Raw genomic sequence first — 23551 nt, 5'->3', positions numbered from 1 at the left:
ATTTAGAATGTAGCCATTTCATTTGTTGGCGGAGGTACGTCAGATCCAGTGCCTTCTGGCGTGGTCCCCTTGGAAAAAATCTTCCGGAAAATCGAGCACTCAAGATTGATTTTCCAATATCCGACGGAGAAGACCGCGGTGTGAGCACGAAGCTTGCCGTGCAGCAAAGTCTTCGCCGCCGGTGATGCCGCCCGAAAGATGAGGATTATTTTTCTTTCGATCTGCAGGTTGGCAGAAAAGAGATTGCTTCTGTCGAATGGCCGCGCGAGTGCATTCCTTCTGAATTTCGGGCCTGAGCGCTAAATATCTAAGGCACAATTCAGGAACCCCGCTCACCATGTCGCAGCCGTCTGCCAAGCTCAACGCGTTCCCCGTTTTCATGCGGGTCGAGGGCGAAGCTGTGGTCATCGTCGGCGGCGGTGACGAGGCGCTGGCCAAGGCGCGCTTGCTAGGCCAGTCGAGCGCCAGGCTGGTGATCGTTTCGGATCATGTCGAGCCAGAGCTGGCCGACTGGACAGCCGCCAACAATGCCGGGCACATAAACGCGCTCTACGATCCTGCTTATCTCGACGGCGCGGTTCTTGTCTTCGCCGCCACGGGCGATGCCGATCAGGACCGGCTGATTTCCGATGACGCGCGTCGTTTTGGCATCCCGGTCAATGCCGTCGACCGCCCGGAGCTTTGCGATTTCTTCACACCCGCTCTTGTCAACCGCGCACCGCTTGCGGTGGCGATCGGCACGGAAGGCGCCGGGCCTGTGCTTGCCCAGATGGTGCGCTCGAAGATCGACCGCATGCTGTCGCCCTCGCTTGGTTCGCTGGCGGTGCTGGCAGCTTCGTTTCGCGAGGGCGCAGAAAAATTCCTGCCGAAGGGCAGTCCGCGCCGCCGTTTCTGGAATGAGTTCTTTTCCGGCGCACCTGCGCGCGCTCTCGAAAACGGACAGCCTGAAGAAGCGCGAGAGGTTGCCTCCGCGCTGCTCCGCCGTCAGGAGCCAATCGAAGGCCATATCGCCCTGGTCGGCGCCGGCCCCGGCGCTGAAGATTTGCTGACGCTGCGCGCGCATCGCCACCTGATGGAAGCCGACGTCATCGTCTACGACGCGCTGGTTCCGGAAGCTGTGGTCGCCATGGGCCGCCGTGACGCCGAGCGCCTGCCGGTCGGCAAGCGCAAGGGCTGCCATTCCAAGTCGCAGGCCGAGATCAACGATCTGCTGGTCAGTCTCGGCCGTGAGGGCAAACGCGTCGTGCGGCTGAAGTCCGGCGATCCGCTTGTGTTCGGCCGCGCCGGCGAGGAGATGCAGGCCCTGCGCGACGCCGGAATCTCCTATGAGGTCGTTCCGGGCGTCACCGCCGCCTTTGCCGCCGCCGCCGATTTCGAACTGCCGCTGACGCTGCGCGGTGTCACCTCGTCGATGGTCTTCACCACCGGTCACGATCTCAAGGGCAAGTCCCTGCCGGATTGGGCGAAGCTTGCGATCTCCGGTGCGACCGTCGCCGTCTATATGGGCCGTTCGGTCGCTGCCGATGTTGCATCGCGCCTGATCGCCGCCGGGCTTTCGCCCGACACCGCCGTTGCCGTGGTGGAAAATGCCAGCCTCACCAGCCGCCGCAAATTTCACGGCACGCTGGCCGATCTGCCGTCACTGGAAGATCGCACCGATCTGACCGGGCCGGTCATGACCATCATCGGCGATGCCGTTGCTGGCGCCAATTTCGAGAAATCTGAACCGCTCGCCGCCCAGCGCCATATCGGCGCGGCCGCAAGAACCGGGGAGACCGTAGCATGAAGATACTCACCGCAAATCGCCTCACCGACGGCGAGGCCGTGTGGTTCTCGACCGACCATCGCTGGGCCGAGACGATCGATCATTCCGAGATCGCCAGCGACAAGGCGGGCGAGGAGAGGCTTGAAGCCATCGGTCATGCCGGCCTCGCCAACAATGAGGTGGTCGATGTCAATCTCATCGACGTGCAGTTGATCGACGGCGAAATCCGCCCGACACGCCTGCGCGAGCAGATCAGGGCCGCCGGCCCGACAAACCGCAACGATCTTGGCAAGCAGGCACGCCCGGCGGTTTCCCGCGCGGCATGATGGAACGGGCCGACGGGCCCTGAAAGACGAAGACGATGTATCGCTACGACGAGTTCGACCACGATTTCGTAAAAGCCCGGGTCGCCGAGTTCACCGACCAGGTGGAGCGGCGTCTGGCTGGTGAGATCACCGAGGATCAGTTCCGGCCGCTGCGGCTGATGAACGGCGTCTATCTCCAGCTCCACGCCTATATGCTGCGCGTGGCGATCCCTTACGGTACGCTGAATTCGCGCCAGCTGCGCATGCTGGCTCACATCGCGCGCAAATATGACAAGGGCTACGGCCACTTCACCACGCGCCAGAACATCCAGTACAACTGGCCGGCTCTGTCCGACATGCCGGCGATCCTTGCCGATCTCGCAAGCGTGGAGATGCATGCGATCCAGACCTCGGGCAACTGCATTCGCAATGTGACGGCCGACCACTTCGCCGCCGCTGCCGCCGACGAGGTCGCCGATCCGCGCCCCTATGCGGAAATCCTGCGCCAATGGTCCTCGGTGCATCCTGAGTTTTCTTATCTGCCGCGCAAGTTCAAGATTGCGGTGACGGGCGCCGAGCGTGATCGCGCCGCCATCCAAGTGCACGACATCGGCCTGCATCTGAAGAAGAACGAGAAGGGCGAACTCGGCTTTGCCGTCTATGTCGGTGGCGGGCAGGGCCGCACGCCGATGATCGCCAAGAAGATCCGCGACTTCCTGCCGGAAGAGCATCTGCTGTCCTACACGACCGCGATCCTGCGCGTTTACAACCTCAACGGCCGCCGCGACAACAAATACAAGGCGCGCATCAAAATCCTCGTCCACGAGACCGGCGTCGAGGAACTGACCCGCCAGGTCGAGGCCGAGTGGGAAGCGCTGAAGGACGGCGAACTCAAGCTGCCGGAAGCTGATGTCCGCGCCATCGAGGCCTATTTCGCTCCGCCGGCGCTCGTTGCGCGCCCGGAAGGCGACGAGGCGGTGAAGACCGCGCGCCTCGACAGCCGCAGCTTCGGCGAGTGGCTCGATCAGAACGTGCTTACCCACAAGAACCCGGATTATGCCGCCGTCACGATCTCGCTGAAAGGTATCGGCGAAGCTCCGGGCGATGCGACCGACAGCCAGATGGAAGCCGTTGCCGACATCGCCGAAAAATATGCTTTCGACGAACTGCGTGTCAGCCATGAGCAGAACCTGATCCTGCCGCATGTCGCCCGCGCCGACTTGAAGGCCGTCTATGATGCGCTGGTCGAGATCGATCTGGCGACCGCCAACTCGAACCTTATCACCGATATCATCGCGTGCCCGGGCCTCGACTATTGCGCGCTTGCCAACGCCCGTTCGATCCCGGTCGCGCAGGAGATTTCGCGGCGCTTCGCCTCGCTGGAACGCCAGCGCGACATCGGTGAGCTGAAGCTCAAGATTTCCGGTTGCATCAACGCCTGCGGCCATCACCATGTCGGCCATATCGGCATCCTCGGCGTCGAGAAGAAGGGCGCGGAGCTCTATCAGGTTACGCTTGGCGGCTCGGGTGACGAGCACACCTCGATCGGCGAGATCGTCGGCCGTGGCTTCGGCCCGGAGGAGATCACCGACGCTATCGAAACGGTGGTGGACACCTATCTGCGCATACGGAACGACCGGACTGAGAAGTTCATCGACGCCTATCGCCGTGTCGGTGCCGCGCCGTTCAAGGAGGCGCTCTATGGCAGCGAAGCCAAGGCCGCTTGACGCGGAAGCCACGGCTGCCTCGCTTGAAAGGCTCTATGGCGAACTGACCCCGCTGGAGATCATCGAGCATTCGGTGATCGACCATTTTGCGCGCGGCGTTGCGGCGGTGTCGTCGTTTGGCGCGGATTCGGCAGTGCTTCTGCACATGATTGCCGCTGTCGACCGCACCGTTCCGATCATCTTCTTGGATACAGGCAAGCATTTCGGCGAGACGCTGGACTATCGCGACGCCCTGGTTGCCGACTTCGGCTTGACCGACGTGCGCATCATCACGCCGGAGCAGGCAGCGCTCGACAGTCATGACCCTACCGGGCTGCTTCACCAGACGGACACCGAGGCCTGTTGCGCCATCCGCAAGGTTGAGCCGATGGCGCGGGGTGTCGAGCCTTTCCGGGCCTGGTTCACCGGGCGAAAGCGGTTCCAGGCGGCGACCCGGCAGGCGCTGCCCGCCTTCGAGGCCGTCGGCCCGCGCATCCGCATTAACCCGCTTGCACGCTGGACCACCGGCGATCTGGCCGACTACATGCGCAGCCACAAGCTGCGCGAGAACCCGCTCGTCGCCTATGGCTATTTGTCGATCGGCTGCTTTCCCTGCACGCAGCCCGTCAAGCCGGGCGAGGATGCACGTAGCGGCCGCTGGGCTGGACAGGCAAAAACCGAATGTGGCATTCATTTGCCTGGCCTCGACCAGACGCTGAACAATTCTTCGCTTTAGGAACCGCCTGAATGACCGAAACCAACGCGCAAACGCGCCTGTGGACGCCTGAAGGCTTTCGCGAGGAAGAATGGACCCATGCCGAAGGTGCGGAAGCGCTGTCAGGCAATGGCCGTTTCATCCTGCCGCTTCAAGTCTTTCTCGATCTCGATCCGGAAGTGCGCAAATCGGCCAGGGAGCGCCTTGGCGTGCTGCTGCAGCCCGGTGATGCCGTCGAGACGATCGTCGATCTGCTCGACCAGCTTTCGCTGGTGGCGCTGGCCTTTCCGGCCTTCACCGATGGCCGTAGCTTTTCCAAGGCCGAACTGCTGAGAAGCCGCTATCAGTTCGAAGGCGCTGTCCGCGCCACCGGTCAGGTGCTGATCGACCAGCTGCCGCATATGCTGCGGCTTGGCTTCAATGAATTCGAGGTGTCGCACCCGACCTTGATCGCGCGGCTTGAAGCCGGGCAGACGGGCGGCATCCCGCTTTACTACCAGCCGACTGCAAAGCCGGCCGAAAAGGGCCCCAAATATTCCTGGCGGCGCGTGCCTGCCAACTGACGCTGCGGTAGTCCTGCGCGGTCTTTACAACCTTGATGATTAGGCATTCTCTTTCGTCGCCGGACGGAAACATCCGCCGGATGCGAGGGAGAACACCATGGGCTTTGACTACGTCATCGCCGGCGGCGGCTCCGCCGGCGCGACGCTTGCGGCGCGATTGAGCGAAAACCCGTCGATCAAGGTATGCCTCATCGAGGCAGGTGGTGCCGGCAACGACATTCTCGTTCGCGCCCCTGCCGGCATCGTTGCCCTGCTGCCCGGAAGGCCGAAGATCAACAACTGGGCATTCGAGACCGTGCCGCAGGAAGGGCTTGGCGGACGCAAGGGCTATCAGCCGCGCGGCAAGGCGCTTGGCGGCTCAAGTGCCATCAATGCCATGCTCTACATTCGCGGGCATCGCCGCGACTACGACGAATGGGCCGAGCTTGGCTGCGACGGCTGGTCCTGGGACGAAGTGCTTCCCTATTTCCGGCGCTCCGAGGGCAATGAGCGTGGCGGCGATGCCTTGCATGGCGGTGACGGCCCGCTCAAAGTGTCGGATCAGCGTTCGCCGCGCCCGATCACCAGCGCCTTCATCGAAGCCTGCGCCGAGAACCAGATTCGCACCAATGACGATTTCAATGGTGCCGAGCAGGAGGGCGCGGGCGTCTTTCAGGTAACGCAGTTCGCCGGTGGCGCCCGCAATGGCGAACGCTGCTCGGCGGCGGCGGCCTATCTGCATCCGGCCATGGACCGGCCCAACCTCACGGTCATCACGCACGCCCATGCGACCGGCATCGTGTTCGACGGCAAGCGCGCCACCGGTCTTCGCTATCGCGTCAAAGGCCGCGAGGAAGTCGCCTCGGCAAGGCGGGAAGTCATTCTTTCAGCCGGGGCCTTCGGTTCGCCGCAGCTTCTGCTTCTGTCCGGTGTCGGACCGGCCAACGAACTCGCCCTTCACGGCATTAAGACGGTCCACGAATTGCCGGGCGTCGGCAGGAACCTTCAGGACCATCTCGATTTTGTCGTCGGCTGGCGGTCGCGGGAAACCGACATGCTCGGCTTGAGCCCTCGCGGCGCAGTGAGTTTTATCCGGCACATGCTGCAATGGCGTCGTGACGGAACCGGCATGATCGCCTCTCCAGGTGCCGAAGGCGGCGCATTCCTTAAGTCGGATCCCTCACTGGATCGGCCTGACCTGCAATTGCAGTTCGTCGTCGCGCTCGTCGAAAACCATGCCCGCACGCTGCATTACGGCTTTGGTTTCTCCTGCCATGTCTGTGTGCTCAGGCCGCATTCGCGCGGTGAGGTCGGGCTGGCCAGCGTCGATCCAACGGCCGCGCCGCGCATCGATCCGCGTTTCCTATCGGATGAGCGCGATGCAGCGCTTCTCCTCAAGGGCACCAGGATGATGCAGAAAATCCTCGGATCGCCTGCGCTCGCGCGATACCGGCACAGGCCGCTCCATGCGGGCGATAACGATGACGATGCGGAGCTGATGAAGCAGATCAGAAGCCGTGCCGACACCATCTATCATCCGGTCGGAACGTGCCGCATGGGCAAGGGCGACATGGCGGTGGTCGATTCGCAATTGCGGGTGCGCGGCCTCCAGGGCCTGCGTGTCGTCGATGCCTCAGTGATGCCGACGCTCATCGGCGGCAACACCAATGCCCCGACCATCATGATTGCCGAGAAAGCGGCAGACATGATCAAGGCCGGCGTCTGATTGGCCTTACCACCTGAGTTTACTTCCAGCCACCTTGGTCGAATGAGCAAAAGGATCGCCCACTTTCTCGCATATTGGTCCGACCAGTTTGGCGATTTGGGCTTTTCCTTTCGCCACTCGCGTCTTAAGATGCCTGCATTATTTCGAGCAACGAAATAAATCGATGGCACAGGGAGGAAACCAATGCCGGGCAAGAAGATATTGATGCTGGTCGGAGAGTTCTCCGAGGAATACGAAATCTTTGTTTTCGAGCAGGCGATGCATGCGGTCGGCCACACGGTGCATGTCGTGTGCCCCGACAAGAAAGCCGGTGAGGCGATAAAGACTTCGCTTCACGATTTCGAAGGCAACCAGACCTACACCGAAAAACTCGGCCACGATTACATTCTCAACAAGACGTTTTCGGAAGTGAAGCTCGACGAATACGACGCGGTCTATGCCGCTGGTGGCCGCGGCCCGGAATATATCCGCATCGACAAGCGCGTGCAGGCGATGGTCCGGCATTTCCACGAAACCGGGAAGCCGATTTTCACCATCTGCCATGGTGTGCAAATACTGATTGCCGTGGACGGCGTCGTGCGCGGCAGGGAGGTGGCGGCGCTGCAGTATTGTGAGCCGGAAGTGACCCTGGCCGGCGGCATCTATATCGACGTCGCGCCGAATGGCGCGCATGTCGATGGCAATCTCGTGTCAGCCAAGGGCTGGCCGGGGCTCGCAGCCTTCATGCGCGAATGTCTGAAAGTTCTCGGGAGCGAAGTCACCCATGGCAAGACCATGATGCGCGAGACGCGGCAAGCGGCTTGAATTGGTTCTGATTCCAAGGCCGCTACGTGTAATCCGCAGCGGCCTTTTGCCTTGCTGTTTCAGGCGATCGCGCGCGCTTCCCGGAAGGAAATCAGCTTCTTCCGGTTCTCGTCCCAGAGCACCAGTTTCACGCAGCGAAAGCTTTCCATGATCGTGATGCGTCCAACGTTTTGCAGCTCCGGAAAATCCCGCAGCACCTCGGGAAGCCGGTAGCACGGCACTTTGCTGGACAGATGATGGACATGGTGGATGCCGATATTGCCGGTGAGCCAGCGCAAGACGCGCGGCAGGTCGTAATGCGACGAGCCATGCAGCGCGGCGTATTGGAATTCCCAGTCCTGGCCTTCAGACCAGTGGGTGTCCTCGAACTGGTGCTGGACGTAGAACAGCCATATGCCTGCAGCACCCGCCAATACGACGATAGGCAGATGCACGATCAGGAACGGCACGATGCCGATAAGCCAGATCAGGCCCACCGATAGGGCGGCGATCGCAAAATTGGTCGCCATGGTCGAAACCCAGGGCAGCATGCCGGCGCGCATCATGCCGAAGGGCAGCCGCTGCTTGAACAGGAAAAGCCAGATGGGGCCGATACCGAACATCACGATTGGATGGCGGTACAGCCGGTAGGCGAGACGGCCTCTTGGCGAAAGGGCACGATATTCGGCAACGGTCAGCGTCGTTATGTCGCCGACGCCGCGCTCGTCCAGGTTGCCGGCAGTGGCATGATGCGCGGCATGCGCGCGGCGCCAGTAGTCATAGGGCGTGAGCGTCAGGACACCGATCGCCCGGCCTGTCCAGTCGTCCGAGGAGCGATGGGCGAAGAAGGAGCCGTGCCCGCAATCATGCTGGATCATGAAAAGCCGAAGCAGGAAACCGGCGGCCGGCACAATGAAAATGAGGCCCCACCAATGGCCGTAATGCACAGCGGCCCAGGAAAGCGCCCATAAACCGGCAAAAGGAACAACAGTTATGGCAAGTTCAAGCGCACTTCGGCCCCGGTTGGGTTTTCGGTAGCGTGCGAGAATTTTCAGCCAGGCGCGTTCGCCGGAGCGAGTGTGGAGATCGGGGGCAATGTTCATCGGCGACCATAGACAGGCCACCGCGCCGGTTGCAAGAAGTTTAAGTGGCGCGCGATGACCCTAGCGGCGGCGTGTCGCGGTGCTGGCCAGCGCCTCTGCCCGCTCCAGCTTGCCCAAGAGATCACGCAGCTTGCGCGGAGCCTCCTGTTCAGGTGCAAACGCCGGCAGGGACCGCACGAACCTTTTCACCGGTTCGGTTCCAAGCTGGCGTCTGATCTCCAAAGCTAAGGCGCTGTATTTTTCATTGTCACTGCGGGGCATCGTCCCAATACCTTTTGTTGGGTGAAGAACTCCCTGTGCGTTGGAATGGTTCCTCCATCGATGGTCTTATGCAACCGCCGTTGGTCGTTAGGGTAAAGGTTTAATTAAAATGGAATCAATGGAAGGACTGACTTGGAATATCCGGCGAAACCGCTTCCAGGGTGTCGTCCAACCGCCTTACCCCTTGATTTTTGCCCGTCAAACCTCGATATCGGGCCCAACTTCCGAACCTATGAGAATGACGGGACATGGCGATGAACGAGCAGGAAAAACAAGAACGCGCGCCCGAAGAGAACGAGGCCCTCGAGGCTGCTGCCGAAGCGCGCGACGCTGCCAATGAGGGCGACTATGAAGCGCTTGTCCGGCTGATGAAGGAAAATGAAGAGCTCAAGGAGCGGGCTCTGCGGATTGCAGCTGACATGGAGAACCTGCGCCGGCGCACCGCGCGCGACGTGCAGGATGCGCGAGCCTATTCCGTGGCCAACTTCGCGCGCGATATGCTGTCGGTTTCGGACAACCTCAATCGCGCGCTGGAAGCCATTCCGGCCGAAGCCAAAGCAGCTGGAGACGCGGGCTTCATGGCCTTGATCGAAGGCGTCGAGATGACCGAGCGCGCCATGCTTTCGGCTCTCGAACGCCACGGCGTGAAGAAGCTGGAGCCGCAGGGCGCCAAGTTCGATCCGCATTTCCATCAGGCGATGTTCGAGGTGCCGAACCCCGACGTGCCGGCCAACACCGTGGTTCAGGTCGTGCAGCCGGGCTATTCGATCGGCGAGCGCGTACTGCGCCCCGCCATGGTCGGTGTTGCCAAGGGTGGTCCCAAGCAGGCGGCTCCGGCCGAAGCTTCGACCGCAACCGGTTCGGCGGACGGGCAGGCTGAGCCCGGTCCCATCAACGAGCAGGCCGAAAAGGACGCCTGATCCTAGCCTTCGACGGGCGCGCCGCAATGACATAAGTCGGCGCGGACGTTGCATGGCGTTTCGGGATCGACCATGCTCCGGCAAAATATTGGCGGCGGTGGCGATGAACCCGATTCTGCTTCTCGACTATGCCGGCGTGGCTGTCTTTGCGGCCACCGGCGCGCTCGCAGCATCCCGCAAGCAGCTCGATATCATCGGTTTTCTCTTCCTGGCGAGTGTCACCGGCATAGGCGGCGGCACGTTCCGCGACCTGATACTCGGCGCGCCCGTCTTCTGGGTCCGCAATCCCGATTATGTGCTGATCTGCGCCGTCATAGCTGTTCTCATCTTCTTCACCGCGCACATGGTCGAATCCCGCTACAAGCTCCTGCTCTGGCTGGATGCGCTCGGCCTGTCCGCCTATTCGGCGATGGGAGCCGCCAAGGGCATGGCAATTACCGGCTCTCCGACTGTCGCAGTCGTCACCGGCATGCTCACGGCCACCTTGGGCGGCATCCTGCGCGACCTTCTTGCCGGTGAACCATCAGTACTTTTGCGCCCGGAAATCTACGTGACGGCGGCGATGGCGGGGGCGGCTGTCTTCACGCTTGCCGATGTCGCGGGTGCGCCACTGCCCGTCTCTGCGCTGGCAGCGTTTGCGACCGCCTTCATCGTGCGGGCAGGGGCACTCAAATTTGGCTGGGCCTTCCCTGCCTACAAAAGCCGTCCCGGACGCCGCCCGGAAGACATTCCCTGATCAAAGGCGGTCACGGGTGATCAGGCAGCGAAGCGCTGGCCCTCGCCGCCGTAATAATTGACGTAGCGGGCGCTGATTTCCTTCACCGGCATGACGATGAAAACGTCGACGGTGCCGAAATCCTCATCGATCACGCAACCATCGCCGATCCGGGCTCCGATCCGCAGATAGCCCTTGATCAGCGGCGGCATAGCCGCGATTGCCGATTTGATGTTGATCGCCTCGGCCGGCATCAGGTCCATGTCGCAATAGCGGCTCGGAATGGCACGAACATCCCAGGCGCTGCTGGTCCGGCAATTGTGAGCCAGATAGGAAAGTGCTTCGCTGTGGGCCGCAGGCACCGTGCCGTGGAACGAAGCGCAACCGGCCATCACGCCGACGTCATAGTGATTGATGTAGGCCCAGATGCCTTGCCAGAGCACCTCTATGGTGCGCTTGGAGCGATATTCAGGCAACACGCAGGAGCGCCCGAGCTCGAGAAAGCGCTGGCCGGGATGGCGGGCAATGAGCTTTTTCAGCTCGAATTCGTCTTCGGAATAGAAGCCACCGGCCGCAACGGCACTTTCCTGCCTCAACAGCCGGTAAGTTCCGACGATTCGGCTATGGGCGGGGCCAGCAAGCGACATGTCGAGCACCAGGAGGTGATCGCAAATCGCGTCGAAACGGTCGGCGTCACGCCTGTCCAGCGAATGTGCGAGGCTCTGCTTGGCGCCAAGTTCGTCGTAGAAAACGCGATAACGCACTTCCTGCGCAGCGGCTATTTCTGCCGGATCGCGCGCAAGGCGAACTTCGAGATTGCCTATTCGGCCCAAGGCTTCGCTTCGAAAAACGTCATCGGCCAGCCGCGCGATGATCGCGGCGCCATTGGCGTTCAGAAATGTATCCCGCTCCGGCAACGCTGTCTGCACGGGTGATTCTCCTTCGAGCCATCCCACATGTGCGGGATAAAGGGGGAGTGCAACAGGATTGTGACTGTAGCTTGAACCATTCTCCAGGGCAATCATTGCCGTGCGTTCAGAAACAGCAAAGCCGGCTAAGCGATTGTGTTGGTGTGGCCAAATCCCGGCGCGGTCAGACTGCGGCGTGTTCGCTCACCGCCTGTACCAACGCCGCCGGATCGAGTGGCTTTGTGACGAAGCCGCTGGCGCCATGGGCCAGAACCGCATGACGGGTTTTTTCCTGGCTATCCGCCGAAAGCACCATGATCGGCACCGGCGTCGTTCCGGTTTCCTCTTCATGGCGTCGGATAGCGGCGATCGCGTCGAGCCCGTCCATGACGGGCATATGAAGGTCCATCAACACCGCGTCGTAGCGTCGTTTTCGTGTGCTGCCGGTCACTGCTTCGACGGCGGCCTTACCATTTCCGACTACATCGACGCGATGGCCGGCCTTCAGCAAGGCGGCGCGCGCCAGCATGGCGTTGATATCATTGTCCTCGGCGATCAGGATGGACAGTCCGATCTGACGCTTGTTTCCCGGTTTGGACGGCGCCCGGCGTTTCGGGGCCTCCACTGTCTGAAGCGCGCCCGAGCCGGCAGTCAGCAGAACGCGCAGCAAGGTTTCGCCGCGAACGGGACGCGCGAGGAATGTCGAATAACCGCTGCTTCTGAAATCGCCGAGCATGCCGCGATCGGTCGGCGCAATCAGCGTGACGGCCTGGCAGGTATCAAAACCGGCCTGACGCAGCCGCCTGAGCAAGCGCCCGTCGTTCCTCTCGAGTGCGGCATCGATCAGCAGCGTGTCGCAGCCCTTGGCCAGCGCGATCGCCTGCGATTGTGTCTCGGCGATCTCGACCATGCCGCCATGCGCCCTGATCGAGCGGGCGATGGCCTCGGCCTCCGCCCGATTTGACGACAGGATGACGGCCCGGCGTCCGGTGAGAACCATGCCGCGAATATTACCGCCGTCGATTGCGTCGGCAGCCGGAATGGCGAAGGAAAACTCCGATCCCTTGCCGTAGCTGCTTTCGACCGAAATCGTCCCGCCCATCGACTGCACGATGCGCTTGGAGATCGCCAGCCCCAGTCCTGCACCGCCATGGGTTCGCGTGGAAGTGCCGTCGGCCTGCTCGAACTCGTCGAAAATGCGCTCGAGGTCGCCTTTGCGAAGGCCCTGGCCGCTGTCTGCAATCGAGAAGCGGATCATGTCGGAATTCTCGTCGGTCACCCGCGTGACGACGACGAGGACGCCGCCCGCATCGGTGAATTTGATCGCATTGCCGATGAGATTGAGCAGCACCTGACGAACCCGGCCTGGATCGGCGGTGATCATCTGCGGCACTTCCGGTGCGACATGACACCCCAGCCCGATGTTCTTTGCGAATGCGCGGGAAGCCAGCAGTTCGACGACATTGTCGGCAATCTCGCGCGGAGATGTCGGCTGCGGTTCCGGGTCAAACCGCCCGGCCTCGATCTTCGAGTAATCGAGCAGATCCTCGATCAGCGCCAAAAGCGCGCTGGCCGACGTGGAGACTGCGCCGACATAGGTTCGCTGTTCCGGCGTAAGCCCCGTGTCGGCAAGAAGTTTGGCCATGCCCATGATGCCGTTCATCGGCGTGCGGATTTCGTGGCTGACGGTCGCCAGAAACCGGGACTTGGCCTGGCTGGCATATTCCGCGCGCTCGCGTGCGTTGATGAGTGCCGTCTCGGCGCGTTTGCGGGCGGTGATGTCGCGTGCGATAGCCCGGTGGGATACGGTGCCGGTTTCCTTGTCGCGCACCGAAAGCTCGATCCACGAAAACCAGCGCGGTCCGCCCGGCGCGCGAATGGCGACATCGGTCGAACTCAGGCATTCACCGTCGGAGAAGGCCGCATCCGGCACGATGCCGACCTCGATGCCGAGCTCCGAAAGCGTGCGGCCGGAGATTTTACGCAGATCCGAGCCGATCAGTTCGGCGAAAACCTTGTTGGCGTAGACGATGTGTCCCTCGCGATCGCGATGGACGACGAGATCGCCGAGAGCGTCGATAAGCCCATGAAAGCGCTCCTCGCTTTCCTGAAGCTCCCACATCCGGTCGGCGAGGGTCTCGATTTCGGCGCGGCTGCGGGCCGTGCTTTCCCGGATCAGCGAAACCGCCCTGCGTTCGTTTCGAAAAGCCCTGGTGAGGATGGCGAGGCCAACGGCACCGGTGACGAGAAGTCCGGCGCTGATGAAATCCGACGCGCCCTCCAGCTTGGCGAGTGCCGCGAATACGAGCACGACTGCGAGCGTCGCATAGATCAGCACACGGGAAGCGCGGCGGGGCAGTTCCGGGGCGATCGGCGGCGATACGATCTGCCGCCGCCGCAACGCCTGCGACGGTTCGGTTTCCGCGCCGCGCTCGATGCTTCGCAATTCGGTTTCGACGGAATCCACGCTCATGCGTCGACCGTAGACGGGAAGCCTTAGGGAAGCTTTTGGCGGATCGTTCTAATTTTAGCGGTCGCCGCGAAAATACGCGTATTGCGCGAAATCAGTCACTCGACGGTGGCGCCGATTTCATGCGCCGCCAGCTGAAAAACTCATCGATCAAAACGAGCCCTGCACCGACGGTGATGAACGCATCGGCCAGGTTGAAGATCGCGAACGACCAGACCGGCGTGTGGAACAATATGTAGTCGATGACGTGGCCATAGACCGTGCGGTCGATGAGGTTTCCGATTGCCCCGCCGATAATCAGCGCGAAGCCGATTCTTGCCAGAACCTGGCCTGGTCCCGTCCGAAACGCCAGATAGAGCACGAAGGCGACCACCGCCAGCGAAAGCAGGATCAGCCCCTTGTCGCCGATCGACGAAAACATCGAGAAGGCAACACCGGTGTTATAGGTGCGATAGAGCGCCAGGAAAGGAAGAATGTTGATCTGGTCGTGCATGAAGAGCTCGGTTTCGACCAGAAACTTGATCCACTGGTCGAACGCCACGGCGACGGCGCTGAGCAAGCCGTAGAGAGCCAAGGATTTCCAGCTCACGCATTGCCCTCCGCGCCGAGTGTCAGCGCGCCGCGCCTGATTTCAAAAAGCATTACCCCGGTGGCCACGGCCAGATTGAGCGAATCCGCGCGGCCGGCCTGCGGTATGCGCAGGAGCCTGTCGCAGCTTTCGGCCAGGCTGTCGGGAAGGCCCTGCTGTTCGTTGCCCATCAGCAAGAGAACGGGACGGCCGGAAAAATCGACTGAACGATAGTCCACCGCGCCTTTCAGATGCGTGCCGGCGACAAGGCCGGGAAACCCTTTGCGCCAGGCCAGAAATGCCTCGGTCGTGGCGCGCGCCACAGGCACGGCGAAGACCGAGCCCATAGTGGCGCGGACTGTTTCGACGGAGAAGGGGTCGGTCGTCTCGCCGACCAGAATGATGCCCTTGGCGCCGACGGCGTCCACCGTGCGGATCACCGTGCCGAGATTGCCGGGATCGCGCACGCGATCCAGCGCCACCCAGACGTCGCCATCCCTGGGGCGAACGTCCTTGAGTGGCAGGTAGCGCTGCGAAAACACACCGACCACCATTTGCGGATTGTCGCGCCGGGTGATTGCCGAAAGCACTTTTTCGGAGACTTCCAGAACGGTCCCGCCGGCAGCTACCGTGCGCGCCGCGACCTTCTCGATCGTCGGGTTGCCGAGCCCGGCCTTGGCGAACACCAGCGTCTTGATCGACCAGCCGAGATCGAGCGCGTCGATGACGAGCTTCAGGCCCTCGGCCATGAAGGCATTCTGTTGGTCGCGGAATTTCTTCAGCGCCAGCGCCTTGATGTCCTTCACCAAGGGGTTGGCGAGGCTGGTGACTTCCTTGACCTGACCCGGCGCGCCGGTGCGATGCTCGCTCATGAAGCCACCCAGCGCGAAAACAGTGATGTCGACAATGCCCGGCCTGCTGCCTTTTCGCGAATGATCAACTCGCCGGATTCGATGGTGCCGCCCATGCCGGCGAAGGTGTCGCGCATCAGTGCGTGGATTGCGAAGAACGAGGCGCGGATGGAATAGGCCGTCAGCACCACGGCCAGCGGTTTCGGCGTCAGGATGGACCGACAGATATCGGTCAAGGCCGGCAAATCCTCGAACAACTGCCAGACTTCGCCCTTGGGCCCACGCCCATAAGCCGGCGGGTCGAACAGGATGATGTCGTAGCCATTGCCTCGGCGTTCTTCGCGCTCGGCGAATTTCATCGCGTCTTCGCAGATCCAGCGGATCGGCTTTTCGCCGAGACCGGCCATGAGCTGGTTTTCGCGTGCCCAGCCGATCGCCTTTTTCGAGGCATCGACATGGGTGACTTCCGCGCCGGCGCGTGCTGCCACCAGCGAAGCGAGCCCGGTATAGCCGAACAAATTTAGCACCTTGACCGGGCGTCCGGCGTTGCGGATCAGGCTTGCCATATGGTCCCAGTGTGAGGCCTGTTCTGGAAAGACGCCGACATGGCGAAACGAGGTGAAGCGGCCAAGATATGAAATGCCGTCATGGCTCATCGGCCATGTTTCACCGAGCGGCGTCTTGGGAAAGCGCCAGCGGCCCATGCCTTCCTCGTCGGTATCGCCGGTGAAGACGGCATCGACGTTGGCCCATTCCTTCGCCGGCAGCGCCTTCTGCCAGATCGCCTGGCCTTCGGGACGAACGATGCGATAAGGGCCGTATTGCTCCAGCTTTTCGCCTTCGCCGCTGTCGAGCAGCGCGTAGTCGGCGTTGGGAGACACTTCCAGAATAACCGGCAGCCGTTCGGCCGGCAGTGCGCCTTCGCGGCGCTTCAGCACGCGGGGTGCTGCCTTCGGCTCGGGAACAGGCTTGGCGTCGGGAGCGTCAGGGTTGCGACGCGGCGCGACCGGGCGTTCGCTTCGGCCGGCCTGCGGCGAAGAGCGATCGGCCTGCGGGCGCTTGTCGCGGCGTTTGTCACGCGAAGGTTTCATGCACACTCCAGATGCGGCAGCCGCGCTTCTGCCACAGCATCCGGCGCATCGCAAGAAATGGCGTCCGCTCAGCCCTTGCTGCGCTCATAAACCGCGATTCCCGCCGCCAGGTCTTCCAGCGCGGCCCCCACCGACTTGAACAGCGTGATTTCATCGGCGGTTTCGCGACCGCGCTTCTGGTCTCGGGCAAGTTCGTGCAGGTCGGCCACGATGTCTTCTGCCTTCAGGACGCCCGATGCCAGTGGTTGGACGATATCGCCGGCCTCCTTGGTCGCGCCGGCACGGGTATCGACATAGACGCGGGCACGGCGAATGGCGTCGTCGTCGCTCTCGCGCATGGTTGGCGTAAATCCGCCGACCAGATCGACATGCGTGCCGGGCTTCAGCAACGCGCCCTTGATCAAGGGAGTCGTCGAGATCGTCGCCGAGGAAACGATGTCGGCCCAACCCAGATCGGCATCCAGGTCGGCACTCGCCGCAGCATCAATGCCTTCAGCGCGCAAATCTGCTGCAACCTTTTCGGCATTGGCGGGCGTGCGATTCCAGATCCTGACCTGCTTGATCGGCCGAACCGCCGCATGCGCCTTGGCCAGGAATGGCGCCAGCGCGCCGGCGCCGACGATCAGTAGCTTCGACGCATCCTCGCGGGCGAGATAGCTGGCGGCCAGCGCGGAAGCGCAGGCCGTGCGCCATTGCGTCAGGCGCTGCCCGTCGATCAGCGCCTGCGGTTCGCCGGTCGTGCCGTCGAGAAGCAGGTAAAGCCCCATCACCGCCGGCTTGGCGATTGCATTGTTGTCAGGCGAAACGGTGACGATCTTCACGCCGATATGGCCGCCGTCGGAAACGCCCCCGGCATTGAAGTCGCTCCAGGCCGGCATCAGAAGCAGTGTGGAGGCCGCACCTGTCGGGCGCTCCACCGTGTGGTGATGACGCACCGGCTGGATCGCGCCGTCATGAAAGGCCTTGCGCAGTGTTTCCACAAGTCCGGAAAAGGTGAGGGCGCGGTCGACATCGCCCGCCGAAATCATCTGCATTGCTGGTCCTTGCGTGGTGGGTCTGCGACGCGGGCTCTGCCGCGTCTAGTGCTTTGTTGCCGGCAGGTTCGTTTGGCCGGATATGGGTCGCGGATCGGCCATCGTCTGCAATTCCTGACCGCGCACGCGCGCCAGCTTGCGGTAGCGCCCCTGCTTGAGCCATGTGGCGAGGCTGCCGACAATCATGCCAACGGCAATTGCCGCAAAGAGCAGGAAAAACAGCGGCAGTTGCAGCGTCAGCGCTGGATTGCCCGGATTGAACGGGTCCAGCGTGAAGGCGGTGGGCGCACGATTGGCCACCGCCAGTGCGATCAGGATGATGGCGATCGGCACGAACACCACGATGAGCATGAAGCGATTGAGCATATCTATTCCCGGTGCAGGCCGGCCTTTTTCGATTGAAACGGCCTTTGCCTTACTTGCCGGCGTTTAGCCGCTCGCGCAGTTCCTTGCCAGTCTTGAAGAAGGGAACCCACTTCTCCTCGACCTCGACCGAATCGCCGGTGCGCGGGTTGCGGCCGGTGCGAGCAGGGCGGTTTTTTACCGAAAATGCGCCGAAACCGCGCAGTTCCACCCGGTTTCCATCCGCCAGGGCATCGGTGATTTCGTCAAAGATGGCGCTGACGATGTTTTCCACGTCCCGCAGGAAGAGATGCGGATTGCGTGTGGCAATAATCTGCACGAGTTCGGATTTGATCATGAGCGCGGTCCCCGCCAATGGTTTGTAATGGTATGCGGATGATTTTATTCGTTTTTAAGCCGGCCCGCCGGAGTCTCAAGGTTGCCAGACCGACACGAGACCGTCAAGGAACAAGCGATCCGCACCAATCTTGCGCAGGAATTCTTCGCCACCGTCGGGCAGGCCGAGGGCGCGGCTGGCCGCCTGCATCATGGAACTGCTGAAGAACAGGCTTGAGCCGCTGCCCTTCGGCTTCCATTCAACGACCTTGAGATCGACGTCGACCCCCTTGGTACCGAGCCAGTCGATTGCTTCGTTCTCGCCGCCGACCTCATCGATCAGCTTGTTCTGCAGCGCCTGTCTGCCCGTGAAGATCGAGCCATCCGCAAGCGCAATAACCTGCTCGCGCGTCATCGAACGGCGCTCTTCCACCAGGCCGACGAACCAGTCGTAGCTGTCGAGGATCATCGAGCGAACCATCGTGCGCTCTTCTTCCGTGGTCGGCCTGAACGGCGACGGTGCCGCCTTCAGCGGCGAGGATTTGACTTCTTCCAGCTTGATTCCGAGCTTGTCCATCAGGCCGCTGACATCGGGATACTGGATCAGGACGCCGATCGAGCCGACGATCGACGATTTGCGCGCGACAATGTGATCGGTAGCCGAAGCGATCATGTAACCCGCGGATGCGGCAAGCGTGCCGACCTGCGCGACGACCGGCTTTTCCTTGGCAAGCGCGCGGACGGCGTCGAAGATCGCTTCGCCGCCGGCCGTGGTGCCGCCCGGCGAATCGATCGACAGTATGACGCCCTTCACCGATTTTGCCTTGCGGATCTTTTCGAGGCGTTCGAGCAGCTCCTCGTCCTCGGTGATCGTTCCCTCGATCTTCACCTTGGCTATGTGGTTGGCCGCAGTGCCGCCGAACTCGTCGTCGTAGAACCACATCGACGCTGCCGCGATGCAGATCGCGGCAATGGCAATCGCCGCAACGCGCCAGAAGGTCAGCTTGCGCCGCAAATGACGGCGGTCGATCAGATCGTCGGCTCTCGTTGCCATGCTAGCCTCGTGTTAGCGGGAAAGCGTCGTTTTAATCCAACCGGCCTGCAAGGGCTACCGGTTTCATCGCTGCGGCGGATCGGCTTGTCTTGCTTTGGTTAGCCGAATGGGCTGGCATTTCACATTAAAGTAACCATATTGCTGTGTAGGTCTGAGAGGCGCTGCCTTTCGGCGGGTGGTGGCTATGCGTTTCAATGGGCTTCCAGGCCCGGATTTGCTATAGTTTCACGAAGATTTGCACATTTCCGGATACCCTTCCTTCCGGTTGATGCGGAGAAGATTTTAAGTTTAGTGCCACAATTCCGTGGTTTTCAATCGTTTGATGCTTCCTGCTTCGCGCAGGATATTCGCGATACGGCAAGGCCCGGCTTCGAACCGGAAAACAAGAAGGCAATATGTTGGCGCGACCGACAGAAACCGACAGCCATCCGGCGTCCACGCTTAAGGCATCTGGGCCATCCCAGCCCCGGCGCGGAGCGTTTGAGAGTGCCCAACGGCATTCCTACAGGGTGCGCTTTCTCAAGACCGCATTGCCGCTTCTCGCTGTCCTGATGGCTGCGGGATTTGTCGGCTATTCCTACATGGCGACACCGGCGAAAGTTGCGGTCAGTGCCGACGGTTCGGCCTATTCCGATGGTAAGCTGGTGATGGCCAATCCAAAGCTCGATGGCTTCACCAAGGACAACCGGCCTTACAAGATGACTGCGGCGCGTGCCATTCAGGAATTCCAGAATGAAGGCATCGTCAAGCTCGAAGGCATTGACGCGAAATTGCCGGTCGATGCCGAAAACTGGGCAACCGTGGTTGCCCCGCACGGCACATATGACCGCGACAAGAACACGCTCGAGATCACCGACGCCATGACGATTACCACCTCTGACGGTATGGTGGCGAAGCTCAAATCGGCGTATCTGGATATTGGCAAGGGTGGAATGAAGACGGACGACCCCGTCGATATTCAGCTCAAAGGCGCCAAGATCAACTCGGACTCGATGACGATCCTTGAAAATGGCAAGGTTTTAATATTCGAGAAGCGGGTGCGCATGAACATCGATTCCAGCCGGTTGAAGACGGCAGAGAACGCGAGCGGAGACCAGAATGTGGGGCAATAAAATGAGGCTGCCGCTGGGGGCGGTGTTGGGCCTTGCGGTGATGACGTTGGCTCCGGGTCAGGTTTTCGCGCAAGACAGCGCGCAGAGCCGCCTGTCCGGCCTGAATCTGTCGGGCAAAGACCCGATTCAGATCGAAAGCGACAAGCTGGAAGTTCGCGAATCCGAAAACAAGGCGATTTTCAGCGGCAACGTCACCGTCGTGCAGGGGCCTACACTCCTGAAATCAGGCAAGATGACGGTTTTCTATGCCAAGGATGGCGGTTCTGCCGCAACCGGTTCTTCGAACATCGACCGGCTCGAGGTCGAGGACAAGGTTTACGTCAAATCCAACACGCAGGTCGCCACCGGCGATCGCGGTACGTTCGACATGAAGACCGAGATTCTTGTTTTGTCGGGCGACGAGGTGGTCATGTCCGACGGCCCCAATGTGCTCGTCGGCTGCAAGCTCACGGTGCAGATGAAGACCGGCGAAGCCAATGTCGACGGCTGCAAGAAGGGTAATTCGGGCAGCGGTCGCGTCATGATGTCGATCACTCCTGGATCGACCCCTGGAGCCACCACCGGAACCAAGAAACAGTAATGCCGCAATCTGCATCGCTCTTGTCGCGCCTGTCGGGGCGTCGGTCGGCGCCGGCTGCTCCTGCCTTGCGCAAGGATGCTGCGAGCTTCAAGGGCACCTTGATCGCGCAGGGCCTGACCAAGGCCTACAAGGGACGAACCGTGGTCAACAGCGTGTCGCTCGGCGTTCGGGCCGGCGAGGCTGTCGGGCTCTTGGGTCCGAATGGTGCGGGCAAGACGACATGCTTTTACATGGTCACCGGCTTGGTGCCGGTGGACAAGGGCACCATCGAGATCGATGGCTTCGACGTCTCCTCCATGCCGATGTATCGTCGTGCAAGGCTTGGCGTCGGCTATCTTCCGCAGGAAGCCTCGATTTTTCGCGGCCTGACCGTCGAGAACAATATCCGCGCGGTGCTCGAAGTGGTCGAGAAGAGCCGTAAGGAGCGCGACAAAAATCTCGATGCGCTCTTGGACGAGTTCCATATCGCTCATTTGCGCAAGGCCCCGGCCATTTCGCTCTCCGGCGGCGAGCGTCGCCGTCTCGAAATTGCCCGGGCTCTGGCCAGCCGTCCGAACTACATGCTGCTCGACGAGCCGTTCGCCGGCGTCGATCCGATCGCCGTCTCCGACATCCAGCAGCTCGTGCGCCACCTGACCAAGCGCGGCATCGGCGTCCTGATCACCGACCACAATGTGCGCGAGACGCTTGGGCTGATCGACCGGGCCTACATCATTCACGCCGGCGAAATCCTGAAGCATGGCTCCGCGGCCGACATCGTCGCCGATCCGGACGTGCGGCGGCTTTATCTCGGCGAAGGCTTCACGCTCTAAATTTCTGTGCTTTTTGCGTGATCCCGCGAGACGTTGCTTTTTCAGGCGGCTCCGGCTTCCGCAAGCTGCATAATAAATAGGCTTCCTTTCCCCTTTTCCTTGACATGCAAAAGCCGGGCCAGTTTTATGCGTTCGGGGAAATTCGTCGTGGGCGTATTCGACGGATACGGGAGTGCGTGAGTAACAATGGCCCTTGCAGCCAAATTGCAGCTTCGGCAATCACAGTCGCTGGTGATGACACCGCAACTGATGCAGTCGATAAAACTGCTGCAGATGACCCATATCGAGCTCGATCATTTTGTCGATGAGGAGATCGAGCGAAATCCTCTGCTCGACCGCGTCGAGCCGCGCGATGACGCGGCGGGAGACCGGCTGGAGAAGAATGATTCTGCCGGCGAGGAGTGGGCCGAGGCGGATACGGCATGGAGCGCCGAGGCCATGTCGGAAAAGCTCGATACCTCGCTCGAAAATGTCTTCCCAGACGACCCTGGTGTAAGCGATCGGGTAGGCCCGGATCTTGCCGCACAATGGAAATCCGCTTCCGGCAGCAGCGGGTCGCTTGGCGCGTCCGAAGGGTTCGACATGGAGGACATGGCAGCTGCGGCGTTGACGCTGCGCGACCATGTCGGCGAACAGATTTCCTTTGCCTTCGTCAATCCCGCTGACCGTCTGATCGCCTACGACCTTACCGACGCGCTCGATGAGATCGGCTATATGCGCGGCGATGTCGAGGAAATAGCCGAGCGGCTGGGTGTCGGCGAGGCGGATGTCCTCGAGGTTCTCCGCAAGTGTCAAACCTTTGAGCCGGCAGGCATTTTTGCCCGCGATCTCGCCGAATGCCTGGCGCTTCAGCTTGCCCGGCGCGACCGGCTCGATCCGGCGATGAAGGCACTCGTCAACAATCTCGATCTTCTGGCCCGCCGCGATTTCCAGACGTTGAAGAAGCTCTGCGCCGTCGACGAGGAGGATCTTCTCGACATGCTGGCCGAAATCCGCCGTCTCGATCCACGGCCCGGTGCTGCCTTTTCCGGCGGAAACACCGATACGATCGTGCCGGATGTCGAGGTACGCGCTGCGAGCGACGGAAGCTGGACGGTCGAACTCAATCCCGAGACATTGCCGCGGGTTCTGGTCGATCAAATCTATTTTACCCAGGTTTCGACGCTGACAAAGAATCAGGCGGAAAAGGATTTTCTCGCCGAATGCCTGCAGAACGCCAACTGGCTGACCCGCAGTCTCGACCAGCGCGCCAAGACGATCCTGAAGGTCGCTTCCGAAATCGTGCGCCAGCAGGACGCTTTTCTGGTTCACGGCGTCAGGCAATTGCGCCCGCTCAACCTGCGCACTGTCGCAGACGCGATCGGCATGCATGAATCGACGGTCAGCCGGGTCACCGCCAACAAATATATGCTGACCCCTCGTGGGGTCTTCGAACTGCGTTATTTCTTCACCGCGGCCATTGCCTCGGCAGGCGGAGGCGACGCTCACTCCTCCGAGGCGGTGCGTGACCGCATAAAGCAGTTGATCGATGAGGAGGCCTCGGCGGAAGTTCTTTCCGACGACGCCATTGTGGATATCTTGCAGCGCGATGGTGTTGATATCGCTCGGCGAACTGTAGCCAAGTATCGGGAAGGTATGAATATTCCTTCGTCGGTGCAGCGGCGGCGCGAAAAGCGCGCCATGGCCAGCGCGGGCCGCTAATTCACAGCCGTTTTTGCCGTTGACTTTGCCTTCATTGACAAGTGTTGATGAAGTGACTAGAAGCCCGCCCGCATGGGACGGGCTGTTGCCCGCAGACAAAATGCTCCGTCGGGAGACGGCTTGTGATTAACCGGAAAGTTCGGACTTAAAT

Annotated in this window: 23 protein-coding genes; 13 read left to right on the top strand and 10 right to left on the bottom strand. The window is 61.4% G+C overall.

The genetic code is table 11. The features are described from left to right. Positions 1–337: 337 nt before the first annotated feature. The 7 genes from cysG (at position 338) to DZG07_RS23025 (ending at position 7563) form a co-directional block, all read left to right on the top strand. Complete coding sequence (gene cysG / locus DZG07_RS23055; RefSeq protein ID WP_119821102.1) at positions 338–1786, top strand: siroheme synthase CysG; 1449 nt, start codon at positions 338–340, stop codon at positions 1784–1786. Next, on the top strand, positions 1783–2091 hold the full coding sequence (locus tag DZG07_RS23050) for a DUF2849 domain-containing protein (protein ID WP_091916512.1): 309 nt from the start codon (positions 1783–1785) through the stop codon (positions 2089–2091). Before cysG ends, DZG07_RS23050 begins: the two co-directional genes overlap by 4 nt. Positions 2092–2126: 35 nt before the next feature. Continuing rightward, positions 2127–3797 carry a nitrite/sulfite reductase gene (locus DZG07_RS23045; RefSeq protein ID WP_119821101.1) on the top strand — a complete coding sequence of 557 codons (1671 nt, stop codon included), beginning with the start codon at positions 2127–2129 and terminating at the stop codon, positions 3795–3797. Further along, entirely contained in the window at positions 3772–4512 is a 741-nt protein-coding gene (locus tag DZG07_RS23040; RefSeq protein ID WP_119821100.1) for a phosphoadenylyl-sulfate reductase, read from the top strand. The genes DZG07_RS23045 and DZG07_RS23040 overlap by 26 nt, the downstream gene beginning before the upstream one ends. Before the next feature lie 11 nt (positions 4513–4523). Continuing rightward, positions 4524–5054: a DUF934 domain-containing protein gene (locus tag DZG07_RS23035; RefSeq protein WP_119821099.1), complete on the top strand. Its 531-nt coding sequence runs from the start codon at positions 4524–4526 to the stop codon at positions 5052–5054. Between the two features lie 97 nt (positions 5055–5151). Further along, on the top strand, positions 5152–6759 hold the full coding sequence (locus DZG07_RS23030) for a GMC family oxidoreductase N-terminal domain-containing protein (protein ID WP_119821097.1): 1608 nt from the start codon (positions 5152–5154) through the stop codon (positions 6757–6759). Between the two features lie 183 nt (positions 6760–6942). Further along, a complete protein-coding gene (locus tag DZG07_RS23025) occupies positions 6943–7563 on the top strand; it encodes a DJ-1/PfpI family protein (RefSeq protein ID WP_091916522.1) in 621 nt (206 codons plus the stop codon). Positions 7564–7622: 59 nt separating this feature from the next. On the opposite strand, the gene DZG07_RS23020 is transcribed toward DZG07_RS23025, so the two are convergent. Continuing rightward, positions 7623–8645, bottom strand: a complete 1023-nt coding sequence (locus DZG07_RS23020) for a fatty acid desaturase (protein WP_091916524.1) — start codon at positions 8643–8645, stop codon at positions 7623–7625. A 515-nt stretch (positions 8646–9160) separates the two neighbouring features. Between DZG07_RS23020 and grpE the strand changes: the two genes are divergently transcribed. Both grpE and DZG07_RS23005 read left to right on the top strand, forming a co-directional pair. Beyond that, positions 9161–9826, top strand: a complete 666-nt coding sequence (gene grpE, locus DZG07_RS23010; protein WP_091916620.1) for a nucleotide exchange factor GrpE — start codon at positions 9161–9163, stop codon at positions 9824–9826. A 103-nt stretch (positions 9827–9929) separates the two neighbouring features. After that, positions 9930–10562 carry a trimeric intracellular cation channel family protein gene (locus DZG07_RS23005; protein ID WP_119821093.1) on the top strand — a complete coding sequence of 211 codons (633 nt, stop codon included), beginning with the start codon at positions 9930–9932 and terminating at the stop codon, positions 10560–10562. A gap of 20 nt (positions 10563–10582) precedes the next feature. On the opposite strand, the gene DZG07_RS23000 is transcribed toward DZG07_RS23005, so the two are convergent. The 9 genes from DZG07_RS23000 to sppA form a co-directional block, all read right to left on the bottom strand. After that, the gene (locus DZG07_RS23000; RefSeq protein WP_244537948.1) at positions 10583–11416 is read right to left on the bottom strand and encodes a GNAT family N-acetyltransferase; all 834 of its coding nucleotides are present in this window, start codon (positions 11414–11416) and stop codon (positions 10583–10585) included. A gap of 217 nt (positions 11417–11633) precedes the next feature. After that, positions 11634–13922: a response regulator gene (locus tag DZG07_RS22995; RefSeq protein WP_119821092.1), complete on the bottom strand. Its 2289-nt coding sequence runs from the start codon at positions 13920–13922 to the stop codon at positions 11634–11636. Between the two features lie 91 nt (positions 13923–14013). Next, entirely contained in the window at positions 14014–14508 is a 495-nt protein-coding gene (lspA, locus tag DZG07_RS22990; RefSeq protein WP_119821090.1) for a signal peptidase II, read from the bottom strand. Further along, the gene (locus DZG07_RS22985; RefSeq protein WP_119821088.1) at positions 14505–15359 is read right to left on the bottom strand and encodes an RNA methyltransferase; all 855 of its coding nucleotides are present in this window, start codon (positions 15357–15359) and stop codon (positions 14505–14507) included. Before DZG07_RS22985 ends, lspA begins: the two co-directional genes overlap by 4 nt. Further along, positions 15356–16429: a class I SAM-dependent rRNA methyltransferase gene (locus tag DZG07_RS22980; RefSeq protein WP_119821086.1), complete on the bottom strand. Its 1074-nt coding sequence runs from the start codon at positions 16427–16429 to the stop codon at positions 15356–15358. The genes DZG07_RS22985 and DZG07_RS22980 overlap by 4 nt, the downstream gene beginning before the upstream one ends. Positions 16430–16497: 68 nt before the next feature. Continuing rightward, positions 16498–17463 (bottom strand): ornithine cyclodeaminase family protein, encoded by a 966-nt coding sequence (locus DZG07_RS22975; RefSeq protein ID WP_119821084.1) that lies wholly within the window; start codon positions 17461–17463, stop codon positions 16498–16500. Positions 17464–17508: 45 nt separating this feature from the next. Further along, positions 17509–17829 carry a DUF1049 domain-containing protein gene (locus DZG07_RS22970; protein WP_091916533.1) on the bottom strand — a complete coding sequence of 107 codons (321 nt, stop codon included), beginning with the start codon at positions 17827–17829 and terminating at the stop codon, positions 17509–17511. A gap of 49 nt (positions 17830–17878) precedes the next feature. Beyond that, positions 17879–18163 (bottom strand): integration host factor subunit beta, encoded by a 285-nt coding sequence (locus DZG07_RS22965; protein ID WP_091916534.1) that lies wholly within the window; start codon positions 18161–18163, stop codon positions 17879–17881. Between the two features lie 75 nt (positions 18164–18238). Beyond that, complete coding sequence (gene sppA / locus DZG07_RS22960; RefSeq protein ID WP_091916535.1) at positions 18239–19195, bottom strand: signal peptide peptidase SppA; 957 nt, start codon at positions 19193–19195, stop codon at positions 18239–18241. Positions 19196–19590: 395 nt separating this feature from the next. Here sppA and lptC point away from each other — a divergent pair, with 395 nt between their 5' ends. The 4 genes from lptC (at position 19591) to rpoN (ending at position 23400) form a co-directional block, all read left to right on the top strand. Further along, on the top strand, positions 19591–20307 hold the full coding sequence (gene lptC / locus DZG07_RS22955) for an LPS export ABC transporter periplasmic protein LptC (protein WP_091916622.1): 717 nt from the start codon (positions 19591–19593) through the stop codon (positions 20305–20307). Between the two features lie 40 nt (positions 20308–20347). Beyond that, a complete protein-coding gene (locus tag DZG07_RS22950; protein ID WP_244537949.1) occupies positions 20348–20887 on the top strand; it encodes an LptA/OstA family protein in 540 nt (179 codons plus the stop codon). Further along, positions 20887–21699 carry an LPS export ABC transporter ATP-binding protein gene (gene lptB / locus DZG07_RS22945; RefSeq protein ID WP_091916539.1) on the top strand — a complete coding sequence of 271 codons (813 nt, stop codon included), beginning with the start codon at positions 20887–20889 and terminating at the stop codon, positions 21697–21699. The genes DZG07_RS22950 and lptB overlap by 1 nt, the downstream gene beginning before the upstream one ends. Before the next feature lie 186 nt (positions 21700–21885). Further along, complete coding sequence (gene rpoN / locus DZG07_RS22940; protein ID WP_119821082.1) at positions 21886–23400, top strand: RNA polymerase factor sigma-54; 1515 nt, start codon at positions 21886–21888, stop codon at positions 23398–23400. The last annotated feature ends 151 nt before the right edge of the window (positions 23401–23551 follow it).

This window comes from Mesorhizobium sp. DCY119, assembly GCF_003590645.1.
Classification (GTDB): Bacteria; Pseudomonadota; Alphaproteobacteria; order Rhizobiales; family Rhizobiaceae; genus Mesorhizobium_M.
The sequence above is the reverse complement of the archived record's forward strand: the minus strand, read 5'-3'. Positions and strand labels throughout refer to the sequence as shown.

Excerpts from the sequence above, each read along its gene's own strand:
- cysG (WP_119821102.1), top strand. The coding sequence starts at position 338 with ATGTCGCAGCCGTCTGCCAAGCTCAACGCGTTCCCCGTTTTCATGCGG.
- DZG07_RS23050 (WP_091916512.1), top strand. The coding sequence starts at position 1,783 with ATGAAGATACTCACCGCAAATCGCCTCACCGACGGCGAGGCCGTGTGG.
- DZG07_RS23045 (WP_119821101.1), top strand. The coding sequence starts at position 2,127 with ATGTATCGCTACGACGAGTTCGACCACGATTTCGTAAAAGCCCGGGTC.
- DZG07_RS23040 (WP_119821100.1), top strand. The coding sequence starts at position 3,772 with ATGGCAGCGAAGCCAAGGCCGCTTGACGCGGAAGCCACGGCTGCCTCG.
- DZG07_RS23035 (WP_119821099.1), top strand. The coding sequence starts at position 4,524 with ATGACCGAAACCAACGCGCAAACGCGCCTGTGGACGCCTGAAGGCTTT.
- DZG07_RS23030 (WP_119821097.1), top strand. The coding sequence starts at position 5,152 with ATGGGCTTTGACTACGTCATCGCCGGCGGCGGCTCCGCCGGCGCGACG.
- DZG07_RS23025 (WP_091916522.1), top strand. The coding sequence starts at position 6,943 with ATGCCGGGCAAGAAGATATTGATGCTGGTCGGAGAGTTCTCCGAGGAA.
- DZG07_RS23020 (WP_091916524.1), bottom strand. The coding sequence starts at position 8,645 with ATGAACATTGCCCCCGATCTCCACACTCGCTCCGGCGAACGCGCCTGG.
- grpE (WP_091916620.1), top strand. The coding sequence starts at position 9,161 with ATGAACGAGCAGGAAAAACAAGAACGCGCGCCCGAAGAGAACGAGGCC.
- DZG07_RS23005 (WP_119821093.1), top strand. The coding sequence starts at position 9,930 with ATGAACCCGATTCTGCTTCTCGACTATGCCGGCGTGGCTGTCTTTGCG.
- DZG07_RS22995 (WP_119821092.1), bottom strand. The coding sequence starts at position 13,922 with ATGAGCGTGGATTCCGTCGAAACCGAATTGCGAAGCATCGAGCGCGGC.
- DZG07_RS22985 (WP_119821088.1), bottom strand. The coding sequence starts at position 15,359 with ATGAGCGAGCATCGCACCGGCGCGCCGGGTCAGGTCAAGGAAGTCACC.
- DZG07_RS22980 (WP_119821086.1), bottom strand. The coding sequence starts at position 16,429 with ATGAAACCTTCGCGTGACAAACGCCGCGACAAGCGCCCGCAGGCCGAT.
- DZG07_RS22975 (WP_119821084.1), bottom strand. The coding sequence starts at position 17,463 with ATGCAGATGATTTCGGCGGGCGATGTCGACCGCGCCCTCACCTTTTCC.
- DZG07_RS22970 (WP_091916533.1), bottom strand. The coding sequence starts at position 17,829 with ATGCTCAATCGCTTCATGCTCATCGTGGTGTTCGTGCCGATCGCCATC.
- DZG07_RS22965 (WP_091916534.1), bottom strand. The coding sequence starts at position 18,163 with ATGATCAAATCCGAACTCGTGCAGATTATTGCCACACGCAATCCGCAT.
- sppA (WP_091916535.1), bottom strand. The coding sequence starts at position 19,195 with ATGGCAACGAGAGCCGACGATCTGATCGACCGCCGTCATTTGCGGCGC.
- lptC (WP_091916622.1), top strand. The coding sequence starts at position 19,591 with ATGTTGGCGCGACCGACAGAAACCGACAGCCATCCGGCGTCCACGCTT.
- DZG07_RS22950 (WP_244537949.1), top strand. The coding sequence starts at position 20,348 with ATGACGTTGGCTCCGGGTCAGGTTTTCGCGCAAGACAGCGCGCAGAGC.
- lptB (WP_091916539.1), top strand. The coding sequence starts at position 20,887 with ATGCCGCAATCTGCATCGCTCTTGTCGCGCCTGTCGGGGCGTCGGTCG.
- rpoN (WP_119821082.1), top strand. The coding sequence starts at position 21,886 with ATGGCCCTTGCAGCCAAATTGCAGCTTCGGCAATCACAGTCGCTGGTG.